Here is a 14,358-nt window from a genome sequence, read left to right on the forward strand (position 1 = left end):
GCCCGGCACCGCACCTCGCTGTACTGCGTTCGCTGCGCTCACTGCGTCTCGGCTCCTCTTCGAGGATCTTGGAGGCCGAGCTGTCGGAAGCGCCCGAGTACGTCCAGTACAAGGACGCTCCTCCGCCTTGCGATGCACGGCACCGGTCAACGCGGGCTCGGCCGACAAGATCCGAAAGAGACGACCTAGAGGGAAGACCTAGAGAGAAGGCCCGGCGGGGACGCGGACGGGGCGGCGGAAGGCCAAGGCCGCCGCCACCCCGGCGAGGAGGCCGAAGAGGTGGCCCTGCCAGCTGACGGTGGTGTCGGTGGGCAGGACGCCGGCCAGGAAACTCGTGCCCCAGACGGCGGCGATGACTATGCCGACCGCTATGCCCAGCGGCCTCCGCTCGACGAAGCCGCGGACCAGCAGATAGCCGAAGAGGCCGAAGACCAGGCCCGAGGCGCCCGCGGTGACGCTGTGGGACGGGGAGACCAGCCAGACGCCGAGCCCGTCCGCGAGGACGACGGCGGCGCAGACGGCAAGGAAGCGGCGTATCCCGCTGACGGCGGTGACGAAGCCGAGGACCAGCAGCGGAATGCTGTTCGACGCCACATGGTCGAAGCCGAAGTGGAGGAAGGGTGCCAGCGGTATCCCGGTGAGGCCATCCGCCTCACGGGGGACGATTCCGTACCCGTCCAGCGCGTGGCCGGTGGCCAGATCCACCAGCTCGACCAGCCACAGCAGGGCCACCCAGCCCACCATCAGCAGCGCGGCCGCCCTGAACCGGTCGCCCTGCGTCCACCTCTGTACCACCATCGCGCTCATGGCCACCCCTCATACGCCTCACCTCTGGAACGTCCGGCCACCGTGACGAGTGCCCGATCGCGGTGGCCGGATAGTCTCGGTGGCATGACTGAGCGCAATCGCACCCCGTGGGTGGTCGGGGTTTCCGGGGCGTCCGGGACGCCGTACGCGGCGGCGGTGCTCCGCGGACTGCTGGCGGCCGGGGAGAGCGTGGACCTGGTGGTCAGCCGGGCTTCGCGACTGACCCTGCTGGACGAGACCGGGATCGCCTTCCGCGACGCGCACTGGCGGGACGACCTGGCCGAGTGGCTGGCCCGCGGCGCCGACGGCAAGCCGGGGACCTTCGCGCCGCCCGCGGGCGACGTCCGCTACTGGGGCGCCGGGGACCTGGCGGCCGGCCCGAGCTCGGGCTCCTACCCCGTCAAGGGGATGCTCATCGTGCCCGCGTCCACGGCGTGCGTGGCGGGCGTGGCGCTCGGGCTGTCGAAGGACCTGCTCCAGCGGGTGGCGAGCGTGACGCTCAAGGAGCGGCGCCGACTGGTGGTCGCGGTGCGGGAGACCCCGCTGAGCGGACAGACGCTGAAGCACCTGGTGACGCTGGACGAGGCGGGCGCGATCGTGCTGCCCGCCTCTCCGGCGTTCTACGCGGGTGCGACGCACATCCAGGATCTGGTGGACTTCGTCGCGGGGCGGGTGCTGGACGCGGCGGGAGTGCCGCACCGGCTCTACCGCCGTTGGGAGGGCGAGCTGGGAGGCTCCCGCTCTCCCGAGGGGGCAAACGGGGCCGACGGGGCACGCGGCGGTGGCTAGACCTTCTCGATCTTCTCGATCGTGTACGCGGTGAACCACTCTTGAAGATCGCCATCGATCTGTTGGAAGATTTCTCAGGGTGTTGACCCTCTGTGCCTTAGATTCTTTATCTAGACTTGCGGCATCGCCGAATAATGGAAGGTTCCACGTAAATGGACACGGTGGACAGGCAGCTCATCCAGGCACTCCGGGAAAACGGTCGTGCCTCGTACGCGGAGCTGGGCCGTCTCGTGGGCCTCTCCGGCCCCAGCGTCACCGACCGGATCAACCGTCTGGAGACGGCCGGTGTCATCACCGGCTACCGCGCGACCGTGGACGCGGCCTCACTCGGCCTCGGCGTCACGGCGCTGATCGGCATCTCCCTCTCCGACGCGGCGGACCACGAGGACGTGGCACGGCGGCTGCGCGACCTCGCGGAGATCGAGGACTGCTGGTTCATCGCCGGTGACGACTCCTACATGCTGAAGGTGCGCGCCAACGACGTGGACGGCCTGGAGCGGATCATCCGCAGGCTTTCCGGCACCAAGGGCGTCTCGCGCACCCGCACCACGATCGTGCTCTCCACGAAGTGGGAGAACCGGGTCGGGGATCTGCCCGAGGAGTCCTGAGAGTACGGTTGGTCGGGTTGGGCAAGGGCCGGCGGCAGGCAGCCGGCCGAGGCGGGACGAACGAGGAGGAGACCGGTGGACGCTGGGCTCAAGCGTGAGCTGGAGGAGAAGGTCCGCTCCGGCGAGCGGCTGACCCGTGAGGACGGCATCGCCCTCTACGAGTCCGACGACCTGGCCTGGCTGGGCGGCCTCGCCCACGAGGTGCGCACGCGCAAGAACGGCGACGTCGTCCACTTCAACGTCAACCGCCACCTCAACATGACCAACGTGTGCACCGCCTCGTGCGCGTACTGCTCGTTCCAGCGGAAACCGGGCGAGAAGGACGCGTACACGATGCGCATCGAGGAGGCCGTCCGCCTGGCCAAGGCCATGGAGAACGAGAACCTCACCGAGCTGCACATCGTCAACGGCCTGCACCCGAACTTGCCGTGGCGCTACTACCCGCGCTCGCTCTCGGAGTTGAAGAAGGCGCTGCCGAACGTCTCGCTGAAGGCGTTCACGGCGACGGAGATCCACCACTTCGAGACGATCTCGGGCATGTCGGCCTCCGACATCCTGGACGAGCTGATCGAGGCGGGCCTGGAGTCGCTCACGGGCGGCGGCGCGGAGATCTTCGACTGGGAGGTCCGCCAGCACATCGTCGACCACCGCACCCACTGGGAAGACTGGTCGCGCATCCACCGGCTCGCGCACGCGAAGGGCCTCAAGACCCCCTCGACGATGCTGTACGGGCACATCGAGGAGCCGCGCCACCGCGTGGACCACGTGCTGCGGCTGCGTGAGCTCCAGGACGAGACCGGCGGCTTCCAGGTCTTCATCCCGCTGCGCTACCAGCACGACTTCGTGGACATGAAGGACGGCAAGGTCCGCAACAAGCTCCAGGCGCGGACGACGATGGCGACCGGCGCCGAGGCGCTGAAGACCTTCGCGGTCTCGCGGCTGCTCTTCGACAACGTGCCGCACGTCAAGGTCTTCTGGGTGATGCACGGCGTGCAGACCGCCCAGCTCGCGCTGCAGCACGGCGCGGACGACATGGACGGCTCGGTCGTCGAGTACAAGATCACGCACGACGCGGACAACTACGGCACCCCGAACAAACTGGGCCGCGAGGATCTGCTGGAGCTCATCCGCGACGCGGGCTTCCGCCCCGTCGAGCGCAACACGCGCTACGAGATCATCCGCGAGTACCCGGGCCCGGACGCGGAGCTGCGCGAGACCCCGCAGGCGATGCGCGTCTGACGCGCCCCCCCCCCCGCAGGCGCCCGACGCGCCCGAACGCCGGCAGCCCCGGTCCGCCACCCGCGCGGACCGGGGCTTCGTCGTCTCCGGCTGCGGCGGGCGCCGGCTGCGGCGGGCGCCGGGATTCGCTTGGCCGAAGCAGAAGTAATGGCTACCCTTCCCCTATGGCCCTTACCTTCACCTTCGATCCGGTCATCGATCCCGCCTTGCGCGACGGTATCGCCGACCTCTGGACCGACGTCACCAACGCGGGCGGCGCGGTCGGCTTCGTCCCGCCCGTCACCCACGACGACATCCGCCCGGAGCTGCTCAACCACCTCGCCGCGATCGCCGAGGGCCGGCACCGCCTGGTCGTGGGGCGTGACGCGGGCGGCCGCGTGGCCGCCGCCGCGTTCCTCGCCTTCAACACGCACCGGCTCCAGCTCCACTGGGTGTGGGCGTACACGGTGATGGTTCACCCGAGCGATCAGGGCAAGGGGTACGGCCGCGACCTGATGGAGGCCGTCTCCGACGCCGCCCGCACGCTCGACGGCATCGAGGCGATCCGCCTCTCCTGCCGTGGCGGGCACGGCCTGGAGGACTTCTACGCCTCCTGCGGCTACAAGGAGGTCGGCCGCGTCCCGGACGCCATCCGCGTGGCCCCCGGCGACGACCGCGACGACATCACGATGCTGCTGCCGCTGCACTGACCGCTGCACTGACCGCTGCACCGGCCCCGAGGGGCCGGGGCCGAGGTGCGGCGTGCGGCGTGCTTCACTTGACGGGCACGTCATGCCGTACGACGACGAGAGAGAAGGGGTCACCGTGTCCCTCAAGCCGAGCGCAACGATCCGCTACACCGCGATGCGCCTGGGCATCTTCGTCGGGTGCTTCTTCGCCGTCTGGGGGCTGGTCCGCCTCGGCTGGGTGCCCGCCGGGCTCGGGGATGCCAACCTCGCCTGGGTCGCGCTGCTCGCGCTGGTGCTGTCCGCGCCGCTGTCCTTCGTCCTCCTGCGCAGTCAGCGGGACGAGATGTCGGAGCAGATCGCCGGACGCGTCGCGGGTGCGAAGGAGAAGCTCGCCGCGAACCGCAGCCAGGAGGACGCGGTTGACGACGCCGCGCGCGTGACCTCGTAGCGGCACGACCGGGCCCAGCCCTGTTGTCTTCATCACACACCGAACCGCCCCAGCACCGGGAATACCGCCCGTAACGCTGGGGCGTTGGCGTTTTCCGCGCCGGTCGACGGGGATCCGAACGCCCACGGCCCAAAGAAGCCCTTTGAGATTCTCAAAGGGGAAGTGTTAGCGTGTCGAACATGTCGACCACAGTTGCGCACCCGATGACCACGAGCGTCCCGCTCGTGGCGCGCCTGCACGTCGACCTCTGCCGCCGTGTGTCCGCGGCCTGTTGCTGCTGTCGCTGATCACCGCCACCCGGCGCCACGTGCCGATCGCTGATCGCTGATCGCTGATCGCCGATCCGATGCAGCAGCGGTCCCGGCCGGCCCCTTTCTGGCTGCCGCACCGCATCACCACCACCACGCAGAACCGTCCCGCCAGTTCCCTGTGCGCCACTTCCGGAGAGTGTCCGTGTCCGCGACCCCCCAGGCCCCCGCCCCCGCGAAGGCCTCGTTCCGCTTCCCCTTCTGGGCCCAGATCATCGCCGGTCTCGTCCTCGGCGTGCTCTTCGGCTGGATAGCCCGCAGCCAGGACGTCAGTTGGCTCAAGACGACCCTGGAGCAGGTCGGTGACATCTTCGTCCAGCTGCTGAAGCTGGCCGTCGCCCCGCTCGTCTTCTTCGCGATCCTGGTGTCCATCACCAACCTGCGGAAGGTGAACAACGCCGCTCGGCTCGCCTCCCGGACGCTGCTCTGGTTCATGATCACCTCGCTGATCGCGGTCGGCATCGGCCTCGCGATCGGCCTGCTGACCAACCCGGGCTCGGGCACCGGCCTCACCCCGCAGGACGGCAAGCTGCCCAAGCGCACCGGCTCCTGGATCGACTTCCTGACCGGCATCGTGCCGAAGGACGTCATCACGCCCTTCACCGAGCTGAACGTCCTCCAGATCGTCTTCATGGCCGCCGTCGCCGGTATCGCCGCCCTCCAGCTCGGCAGCAAGGCGCAGCCGGTGCTGGATGTCGCCGAATCCATCCTGGAGCTGCTGCAGAAGGCCCTGTGGTGGGTCATCCGCCTGGCCCCGATCGGCACCGTCGGCCTGATCGGCACCGCGATCGCCACGTACGGCTGGGAGCTGATCGGCAAGTACGCGACCTTCACCGCGGACGTCTACATCGGCTCGGCGCTCGTGATGTTCGGCGTCTACCCGCTGCTCCTGGCGACGGTCGCCAAGGTCAACCCGATCCAGTTCTTCAAGGGCGCCTGGCCCGCCATCCAGCTGGCCTTCGTCTCCCGCTCCTCGGTCGGCACCATGCCGGTCACCCAGAAGGTCACCGAGCGCCTCGGCGTCCCGAAGGAGTACGCGTCCTTCGCGGTCCCCTTCGGCGCCACGACGAAGATGGACGGCTGCGCCGCGATCTACCCGGCACTCGCCGCGATCTTCATCGCGCAGATCTTCGACGTGCAGCTGGGCATCACCGACTACCTGCTCATCGCCTTCGTGTCGGTGGTCGGTTCGGCCGCCACGGCCGGCCTGACGGGTGCCACGGTCATGCTGACCCTGACGCTGTCCACCCTGGGCCTGCCCCTGGAGGGCGTGGGCCTGCTGATGGCGATCGACCCGATCCTGGACATGATCCGCACCGCCACCAACGTGGCCGGCCAGGCCGTCGTCCCGGTCATCGTCTCGGCCCGCGAGGGAATCCTGGACAAGGAGGCCTACGCCTCCGCCTCGGCCTCCCCGCTGGACGAGCCGGCCCCGGCCCCGGCCACGGAGCAGAAGGTCCCCGTCCTGGCCTGACCCGCACCGGGTACCGCACTCGTCGCAGCCTCCGCCCCCGTCCGGGCGGGGGCTGTGGCGTGTCTACTCCGGTTTCGCCCTGCGGATCCACGTGATCACGCCGAGGAGGGTTCTCCCTGTTGTGGCTGCCCTGCGCGGGCGGCGGGCGTGGTGTGCGCTCAGAGGGAGGAGGCCTGAGCCACGAATCCGGCCCAGGCGTTGGGGGCGAAGGCGAGGGCGGGGATCTGGGGGTCCTTGGAGTCGCGGACGTGGACGGTGGCGGGGGTGGTGGCCACCTCGACGCAGTCGTCACCCTCGCTGCTGCTGCTGTAACTGCTCTTGAACCAGTCCAGCTCGGGGTTGTGGATCATGTTTCTCCTAGCAGTTCCTCGATGAAGTCCCGTGACGCGCGGGGCGTGAGCGCTTGAGCCCGGATGATGCCATAGCGCAGGTCAAGGATTCGGAGCTGCTTCGGTTCGGAGACCGGGCGGCCGTGAAATGCACCGTCGGAACGTCCCACTGCCGAACCGTCATCGAACTTCAGCATCTCGATCAGACCGCCCATGCCAGCGTGGTCGCTGACGTTGGTGGGCATCACCTGCAACTCGACGTTCGGCAACTGAGCCACCTCCAGCAGGCGTTCGAGCTGTCGACGCAGGACCATTGTCCCTCCGATGGGGCGGGTCAGAGTCACCAATTCCTGCACGAAGCTGAGCGCGGGTGCAGGTGAGCGCTCGAAGATCGACTGGCGTGCCATGCGAGCGGCCAGTATGCGTTCCATTTCGTCCGACGAGTAGGCGGGCCGCCGCATGGCGAACAAGGCCGTCGCGTACTCCCTCGTCTGCAACAAGCCATGGATGTTGTGGTTGTTGTACGTGCCGATCTCGACGGCCCGGCTCTCCAGCTTCGCCAGGTCTCGCACCTTCTTCGGGTAGCGGACCTGCTCCATGTCCGCCTTCATCGCGGTGATCTTCCCGCCGGCGTTCAGGGCCGCGTCCGCCCTGTCCAGGTACTCGGGGCGGGGGATCCGCCTGCCCGCCTCGACCTTGCGGACGAGGTCCTCGCCGTAGCCGATCTCCGTACCGAAGTCGGCGGCCCGCGTCCCCGCCTCCTCCCGCCACGCCTTGAGCTGGCGGCCCAGCGCGGCCAGGACCGCGACTCCCTGTTCGTCCTCGGGGTCGACGTCCCAACTCGCGTCTTCCGTACCGTCACTGTCCACGCTCATGCGCGCCCACCTCCGACGTACCGATGTCTGAACGCCCTCTGCCCGGAGGCCGCTCAGGACAGGCGGGACACCACCGGACAAGCACTGGACAAACGCCGGACGCACGGGCGTTGCCGCTTCTCACGGTACGCACGCAAGGCCACGCTGAGTGACGTGACTACTCAAATCTGTGACTCCGGAAGCCAATTCGGCGTCCAACTCCCCGCTACTCCCCGCGGCGCCCGTCAGGCACGGCAGCTCGCCGTCGAGAAGATCGCCGCATGGGGTCTGTCGACGGAAGGGCCCGCGCTCATCGTGGCCGAGCTGGCGGCCAACGCGGTGACGCACGGCCGGGTCCCCGGACGGGGTTTCCGGCTCGTGCTCACCCTGGTGGACGGAGTGCTCCGGATCGAGGTGGTCGACACCCGTGGTGACCGGGTCCCGGGTGTCCGCGACCCGGACGGGGACGCGGAGGGCGGGCGTGGGCTGGTGCTGGTGGACGCCATCGCGGACCGCTGGGGCATGGACCGGGGCCTGCCGCCGTGCAAGGTGGTCTGGGCGGAGCTGGACGTGCCGGAGTGGGGCGGGAACCGGGTCGTGGGGGGTCGGGATTCGGTGGGGGCGGACGTCAACCCGTCAAAGGACGTGGGGTAAATCCAACCAACCCCACCCCTCCAGATCCCCGTAACTCACACGGGTGAACTGTGCCAACTGGGCTGGATTTCCGACGGGTTGCCGGGCATATGCTCGGCCCACAACATTCAGACATGAGACGGCCCCCGCCGGGACTGGCATCCCGATCGAGGGCCTGACCAAGTAGAAAGTAAACGGCTTCCCAATGGCTCTTCGGCAGCTTAGAGGTTGCGCGGATAGGCGTGCGGTCATGGGCGGCGGTTCGGGCGTTCGTTCCAGCGGTGAGTTGTCCATGTCTGCCGGATCAGGCTAGGCACGGTGATGATGGTGTCGGCGAGGTCGAAGAAGGCGTCGATCTGCTTGAGCCGGGCGAACATGCCGAGTCGTATGCGCTCGTCGCGGCGGCTGTGGATCATGGTGACCGAGCAGGTCGTGTCGGCGATCGCCTCGTAAGAACAGCCGAAGCGCGGCAGTCGCAGCATCTTGTCACTGATGACCCGGTCACTGATGCGCCGACGGTGGCAGCCGCGTGGATGGTCTGGGTGGAACTCCGGCTGCTCGGGAAGCAGGGCCACGAATTGGCCCCAGAGCGGCTTTGTCAGCCACGATGGAAGCACGGCACAGGTCTCCCCCGCATCGCGGTGGAGTTGGGGCATGGACGCGACAGAGGCGCCCGGCGGGCCGTCGGCCCGCCGGGCGCCTCAGTGCGATGTCAGCGGTTCAGCAGGAGATCGTGGATCCGTCGAGTGCCGATTCCAAGGTCACGGTGAACTCCCTCGGCCCGTCGGACCCCACCCGGAGCAGAGCCGGCTCGCCGGCTACCTCCTTGTGGAAGCACATGCCGAGGCCGCTCCGGAACCTGTCCGGGGCTTCCTCCCGGGTACCGACCGCTTTCCAACCTTCCTTCCTCGCGGTGTCCCAGTAGTGGGTGACCAGCGACTGAGCGTCCACGTCGTGGGTGTAGGCGCTGTCCGCGGCGACCCAGGGATCGCCGCTGTCGTCCATGCACTCCACACTGGTTCGCTCCGCCACGGGCGTGGTACCGGCCGCGGCGGCGGGCGCCGCGGCCGAGACCTGAGCCATGCGCTCAACCGCCTTGTTCTCCTCGCACGAGCCTTCCGACCCGTAGAAGAGCAGGTACACCGACCCGGCCAGCAAGGCGAGACCGGTCAGGCAGCCGATGGTGACGGCCAGGCCCAGAAACAGCCCGCGACGCGGGGAATGTGCCGTAGTCAAAGGGTTTTCTTCCTATCTCGTCCGCAGGTAGCCCTTGTTGATGTAGAGGCGTGCGTAGTAGTAGAGGTTCTGCCAGAACCAGCCTGCGTAGTACCAACTCAGCATGCTCCAGAAGTTCCGCACGGCGAAGTTCCGGGCGACGGAGTTGTTGTGCTGGTCGATCTGGGTGTCGAGTCCGCTCTGGCCCCATTCATGCGCGTCTCCCAGCCGCTTGGCCGCTCGCGCGCCGAAGTAGAAGGTCAGGCTGCTCTGCCACATGAAGTGCCGGATCGCGTTGTTGACCCGGCCCTTCCGGAAGGTCGCGAGCAGCATTCCCGAAATCGCCGAGGCGAGGGCGCAGCCGCGCCATCCGAGCGACATGCATGCGTGGGCCTCGATGATCTTCTTGCGCCAGGACTTGGAGATCCGGCCGTCCAGGTCCTGCTGGTTGACCGGGTCGGCGTTGGCGTACTCGTACGCGTTCGCGCTGCCGCCGTAGACCGGGTCCGAGGAGAGGAAGCGGCCGGTGGACGGGTTGTAGAGACGGGCTCCCATCAAGGTCAGACCGCTCGGCGTCTCGCTGGAGCGCTGGTGCGCCCCGAGCCAGCCGTAGCGGGCCGCGGCCTGCCCCGCGCGGGGCTTGCCGTACTCGTCGGTGTCCAGGACCACGGGCGCCTGGGAGACGTTCAGCGGGAGCTGGACGGCGACGGAGCCCTGGATCGTCGTCAGGTGCAGGACGACGTCGCCCGTCTTGCTCGTGGTGGTCAGTCCGCCGGCGGTGGCGACGTTGCGGGTCACCGCACCGGTCGCGGTGTCCTCGACGATCCAGCGCGGGTTGTCCGCGTCGTCGCCGTAGTGGTTGACGCGGGACGCGGTCTGGGTCCAGATCGAGCCGTTGTACGACTCCTTCGTCCACCCGCGGTAGCGCTGGGCGGCGTCGAGGCTCCAGGTCTGCCGCTGGTTGGACAGGGTCTGCTGGCGGGTGCGGTCGCTGTTGTAGTAGGCGACGGTTCCGTGGCCCGGGACGGTGGTGGTGCGCCCGAACTCGTCGTAGACGTAGCCGCTGTCGACGAGCCGGTCGGCGCTGTCGTAGGTGTGGGTGGTGGTGGTTCCGCCGGTGGTCGGGCAGTCCGCGCCGGGGGCGCCGGCCGCCGTGGTCAGGCCAGTGCGGTTCGAACGCCCGTCGAAGGTGTACGCGCGGCGGGTGCAGACGGTGTCCGCGGTGTCCTCGACGGAGGCCAGGCGGCCCGCGGTGTCGTAGCGGAAGCGCTGGTCGCTGAGACCGGAGTGCGTGGTGATCTGGCCGTGGACGGATTCGTTCACGGTGTCGCTGTAGACGACGGTCGAGTCGCTGTCGCGCACGTAGCTGCGCTTCGCGGCGTCACCGCCCGGGTCCGTGCTGATGTTGAGCGTGTACCCGCCGGGCAGCTTTTCGCTGCGGACGGCTCCCGCCGCGTCGAACGACGGCTGGAACTCGCCGGCGACCGAGTCGGTCGTCTTCGTCGGCAGGCCGCGGGGTTCGGCGGCGTGGTCGTAGGTGAAGGTGACGGTCGACGGCACGTTGTCCGTGACCTTGGTCGGCCGGTCGAGCAGGTCGTACTCGGTGGTGGTGACACCGCCGTCGGCATCGGTGTAGGAGATCGTGCGGCCGAGCTTGTCGAACTGCTTGACGATGGTCCCGCCGGTGGGCGAGGTGTTCTTGACGGCCCGGCCGGTCACCGGGTCGTACTCGGTGGTGGCCTCCGGAGCGGCCTGGCCGGAGCCGCCGGCCGTCGTGACCTTGGTCGTCCGTCCGGCCGCGTCGTACTCCGTGGTGGTGGTCCGCATGGACCCGTTCACCGTCTCGATCCGCTTGGCCGGGTTGCCCCACCAGTTGTACTCGGTGGTGGTGGTCGGAAGCTTGCCGGGGTTCGACCCGCCTCCGGTGATGTCACCGGCCGGACCGACCGAGCAGACCAGGTCGGCCCACTCGGGGCGGCCCTGGCAGGTGCCAGTGCCGGTCGCCGACCAGTACGTGGTGACCCGGGTGGCGGCGTCGCTGCCGTTCGAGCCAGGGAGGACCTGCTTGGAGACCCTGTTCTTGGCGTCGTACTCGGTGCTCTCCGCGATGGCCAGACCGCCCGGGTCCCTGACGGACCGGGTCGGCAGGCCCTTGGCCCAGTCGTACACGGTCTCGGTGGCGCGGGGCTCGCCGAGCACCGTCGGGTGCTCGCGGACCTGGGCGCCGACGGTGGCCTTGGTGACCTGGTCCTTGATCTTGGCGGTGCCGTCGGTGGGCCGCCCGGCGTCGTATTCGAGGACCGACCAGTCGCGGGCGGTCACCGAGGTGCCAGCCGGAACCAGCAGGGTCGCTCCGGACTTCAGGTCGGAGGTCAGGTCGACGCGGCGCAGCGGTCCGAACTTGCCGAGCTGGCGCTCTCCGGCCGCGTCGAACACGGTCGAGGTGCTCAGCTGGTGGGCGCGCTCCGCGCCGGTGAGCTGCCCGATGCCCAGATTCGCCTGTGCGGCCTGGTCCGCGGGGCTCGTGCCCAGGGCCAGGGCCCGGTTGGCGGCCGAGAGCTCGCGGACAGTGTTTCCGTACCGGTCGTACTCGGTGGTGGTGACGTGTCCGCCGGGCGCAGCGCTGTTGACGGGCCGTCCGGAGGCGCCCAGGTAGGTGATCGACGCCCGCGTGTAGGCCGAGGCAGCGAGTGATGTACCGGAGTGGGACGAGGGGACCACGTCGGCGGGAAACACGGCGGTCGCGTCGGTGGGTGCGCTGGTCTGCCCCCATGCCTTCACGTCGGCCGCGCCCATCGGGTACGGGGCCGCGCCACCGCTCAGCGGGACGCCGTAGACGACGCTGGTGGTCGCGGTGCCCTGTGCCTCGCCCGCCGTGCCCGGCTTCAGACCGGACCTGGAGGCTTTGAGGAGCATGCCGTCACCGGCCGTGGGCGAGGATCCCGCCTGGCCGTACGTGAACGACCAGGGCAGTTCGGACTTGGCCTGCAGCCAGTCGATGCGGTCCTCGGCGTTGTAGGCGTACTGCGTCTGCGTGCTCTGCGCCAGGTTGGGGTCCCACTGCTGGCGGAGGTTGCCGCCGGCGTCGTAGCGGTACGTGGTGACCGCCTTCGAGGTGGCGTTGGCGGCGCCGGCCTCGGTGGACCACAGCCGGATCTCCTTCACCTGGCCGGCGAAGTCGCCGAAGTCAGCGGAGGTGCTGTATCCGGTGGCGGTGGTGGCCGTCGCGTAGACGAACTCCAGCGAGCGGCATCCCTTGGTCTGGGGGGTGGTCGCGCAGGCGGAGGCGGTTACGGCGGAGGTCGGGGCGATGATCCGCTTGGGGCGGGCCAGCTTCTTGGTGTCGACGGTGACCGTTTCGGAGACCACGGTCGTGGTCGAGTTCTCGACTCCGCTGACCAGGGCGCTGGCGACCTGCCAGGTGGTCATCGCCGGATCCGCCCGGGTGAACTCGGTGACCGTACCGCTGTCGTCGGTCAGCGTGAACGAGCCGGTGACACTGCCGGTCAGGGTCATGCTGCCGGCGCCGGGCTCGGAGACCCAGCCGGTGCGTGCCGCGTTGGCGGTGAAGTGCAGTGCGTCACCCGAGGTGGTTACGACGTCCACGGCCGTGTCCGAGACCCGCGCGACGTGCGAGTAGTCGGACTGGACGATCTCGGCCGCCGTGCCGGAGGCCCACTCCTGGCCGAAGATCGCGGCCTGGCCCTCCTGCTTGGTGCCCTTGTGCGGGTCGCGCGAGGACGTGGTGCGGGAGACGGCCATGCCGAAGACGGACACGTCGGTGGCCGACACCTCGTAGTCGCCGGTGAGCAGGTTCAGAGTGCCCGGACCCACCGGGCTGGTGGCGGCGCCGCTCGCGTTGCGGTCGACGACCACGACGAGGGGCTGCGTGGCGCCCGTCGCGCCTCCCGGGCCGGTGAAGTCCGCCTTGATCTGGACGCTGCCGTCCGGGTCGACCGTGTCGGTGGTGTTCCAGACCAGCGCGGGGGTGCGCCCCGCGGTCATGGACACGGGCCAGGCCGTCACCGCCGTGCCGCCGTCCGTGACGTGCCCCGCCGGGATCTGCACCCAGGGGTCGGCTTCGGAGCGGCGCCAGGAGAAGGACGCCGCATTGTAAGTGGCGCCGTCGGCTTCGGCGGTCAGCGGGAGCCGTCGGGCCGTCCGCTCACCGTCCGCGGGCTGGACGAAGCCGCCCGGTCCGGCGTGGAAGGTGTACTCGACCGCCTCGGACTCGTTGTCGGCCTTGTCGACGGTGCGCACCTGGAGGGTGTGGGTTCCGTTCGACGACGGGGTGACGGACAGGGTCCGGGTGCCGGGGGTGCCGTCGGTGGGCACGCGCGTCCACTCGGCGCCGTCCAGGGACCATTCGAGCCACTGGTGGTCCGTGCCGGAGGGCGGGGAGACGGTGAAGTTGCCCGCCTGGCCGGCGCCCTTGACCCAGGAGGAGGACGGGTAGTCCGTCGAGGTCAGCCCGGTGGGGGCGGAGGGGGCGGTGGTGTCGACGGTGAACGTCTTCCAGGCCGACCAGCTGGTGTTGTAGTGGGTGCCGTCGTAGGGGTTGGTGCGGAACTTGTACGTCTTCCCGTTGGTCAGCACGCCGACCGGAACGGTGACCGAGACGGCCTCGCCGGAGGAGACGAACGGCGAGACGATGACGTTGCCGACCTGGGTGTCGGTGGCAGAGTCGAAGATCTGGAACGTGCCGTTGACCTTGTCACCGTTGGCGTCCACGAACGTGTCGCGCAGCGTCGGGGTCACCGTGTTGACGGTGTAGGCGCCGCCGTAGGAGAAGAACGGCGGGCCCGCCTCCTGCTTGGTGCCGGTGCGGGGCCGGTAGTTGTAGGTGACGGTCAGCTTGGGGATGTTGGCGGAAGCGTTCGCGGAGTTGACGCGCTTCCACTGCTTGATGTTGTTCTCGTCCGTGGCCCGCAGGCCCATGCCGGAGTAAGTCCACTTGTTGTTGGCCCAGTGCTGGACCAGGCTCGT

Annotated in this window: 13 protein-coding genes; 7 read left to right on the plus strand and 6 right to left on the minus strand. The window is 69.2% G+C overall.

Annotation, left to right across the window (positions count from 1 at the left end; translation table 11 throughout):
- Window positions 1–198: 198 nt before the first annotated feature.
- Entirely contained in the window at window positions 199–807 is a 609-nt protein-coding gene (locus ABZX75_RS33025) for a rhomboid family intramembrane serine protease (protein ID WP_355417532.1), read from the minus strand.
- Between the two features lie 84 nt (window positions 808–891).
- On the opposite strand from ABZX75_RS33025, the gene ABZX75_RS33030 reads away from it, so the two are divergent.
- The 6 genes from ABZX75_RS33030 (at window position 892) to ABZX75_RS33055 (ending at window position 6,341) form a co-directional block, all read left to right on the plus strand.
- Complete coding sequence (locus ABZX75_RS33030) at window positions 892–1,596, plus strand: UbiX family flavin prenyltransferase (RefSeq protein ID WP_355417535.1); 705 nt, start codon at window positions 892–894, stop codon at window positions 1,594–1,596.
- 152 nt (window positions 1,597–1,748) lie between these two features.
- Window positions 1,749–2,204 (plus strand): Lrp/AsnC family transcriptional regulator, encoded by a 456-nt coding sequence (locus ABZX75_RS33035; RefSeq protein WP_355417538.1) that lies wholly within the window; start codon window positions 1,749–1,751, stop codon window positions 2,202–2,204.
- 75 nt (window positions 2,205–2,279) lie between these two features.
- Window positions 2,280–3,443, plus strand: coding sequence for an aminofutalosine synthase MqnE (gene mqnE / locus ABZX75_RS33040; RefSeq protein WP_355417541.1), 1,164 nt, complete (start codon window positions 2,280–2,282; stop codon window positions 3,441–3,443).
- A gap of 164 nt (window positions 3,444–3,607) precedes the next feature.
- On the plus strand, window positions 3,608–4,132 hold the full coding sequence (locus ABZX75_RS33045) for a GNAT family N-acetyltransferase (RefSeq protein WP_355417544.1): 525 nt from the start codon (window positions 3,608–3,610) through the stop codon (window positions 4,130–4,132).
- An 82-nt stretch (window positions 4,133–4,214) separates the two neighbouring features.
- The gene (locus ABZX75_RS33050; protein ID WP_355417547.1) at window positions 4,215–4,559 is read left to right on the plus strand and encodes a DUF4229 domain-containing protein; all 345 of its coding nucleotides are present in this window, start codon (window positions 4,215–4,217) and stop codon (window positions 4,557–4,559) included.
- Between the two features lie 453 nt (window positions 4,560–5,012).
- Window positions 5,013–6,341: a dicarboxylate/amino acid:cation symporter gene (locus ABZX75_RS33055; protein WP_355417550.1), complete on the plus strand. Its 1,329-nt coding sequence runs from the start codon at window positions 5,013–5,015 to the stop codon at window positions 6,339–6,341.
- Window positions 6,342–6,499: 158 nt separating this feature from the next.
- Here ABZX75_RS33055 and ABZX75_RS33060 read toward each other — a convergent pair whose 3' ends face one another.
- Window positions 6,500–6,691: a DUF397 domain-containing protein gene (locus tag ABZX75_RS33060; RefSeq protein WP_355417552.1), complete on the minus strand. Its 192-nt coding sequence runs from the start codon at window positions 6,689–6,691 to the stop codon at window positions 6,500–6,502.
- A complete protein-coding gene (locus tag ABZX75_RS33065) occupies window positions 6,688–7,545 on the minus strand; it encodes a helix-turn-helix transcriptional regulator (protein ID WP_355417555.1) in 858 nt (285 codons plus the stop codon). The genes ABZX75_RS33060 and ABZX75_RS33065 overlap by 4 nt, the downstream gene beginning before the upstream one ends.
- Window positions 7,546–7,698: 153 nt before the next feature.
- Here ABZX75_RS33065 and ABZX75_RS33070 point away from each other — a divergent pair, with 153 nt between their 5' ends.
- A complete protein-coding gene (locus ABZX75_RS33070) occupies window positions 7,699–8,178 on the plus strand; it encodes an ATP-binding protein (protein WP_355417558.1) in 480 nt (159 codons plus the stop codon).
- Between the two features lie 227 nt (window positions 8,179–8,405).
- Here ABZX75_RS33070 and ABZX75_RS33075 read toward each other — a convergent pair whose 3' ends face one another.
- The 3 genes from ABZX75_RS33075 to ABZX75_RS33085 form a co-directional block, all read right to left on the minus strand.
- Window positions 8,406–8,732: a hypothetical protein gene (locus ABZX75_RS33075; RefSeq protein ID WP_355417567.1), complete on the minus strand. Its 327-nt coding sequence runs from the start codon at window positions 8,730–8,732 to the stop codon at window positions 8,406–8,408.
- Window positions 8,733–8,877: 145 nt separating this feature from the next.
- Window positions 8,878–9,393 carry a hypothetical protein gene (locus ABZX75_RS33080; protein WP_355417561.1) on the minus strand — a complete coding sequence of 172 codons (516 nt, stop codon included), beginning with the start codon at window positions 9,391–9,393 and terminating at the stop codon, window positions 8,878–8,880.
- A gap of 12 nt (window positions 9,394–9,405) precedes the next feature.
- On the minus strand, window positions 9,406–14,358 hold a 4,953-nt coding region (locus tag ABZX75_RS33085), incomplete at its 5' end, for an RHS repeat-associated core domain-containing protein (protein WP_355417564.1).

Origin of the sequence: Streptomyces sp. NPDC003038 (genome assembly GCF_040611115.1) — a bacterium.
Taxonomy (GTDB): Bacteria; Actinomycetota; Actinomycetes; order Streptomycetales; family Streptomycetaceae; genus Streptomyces.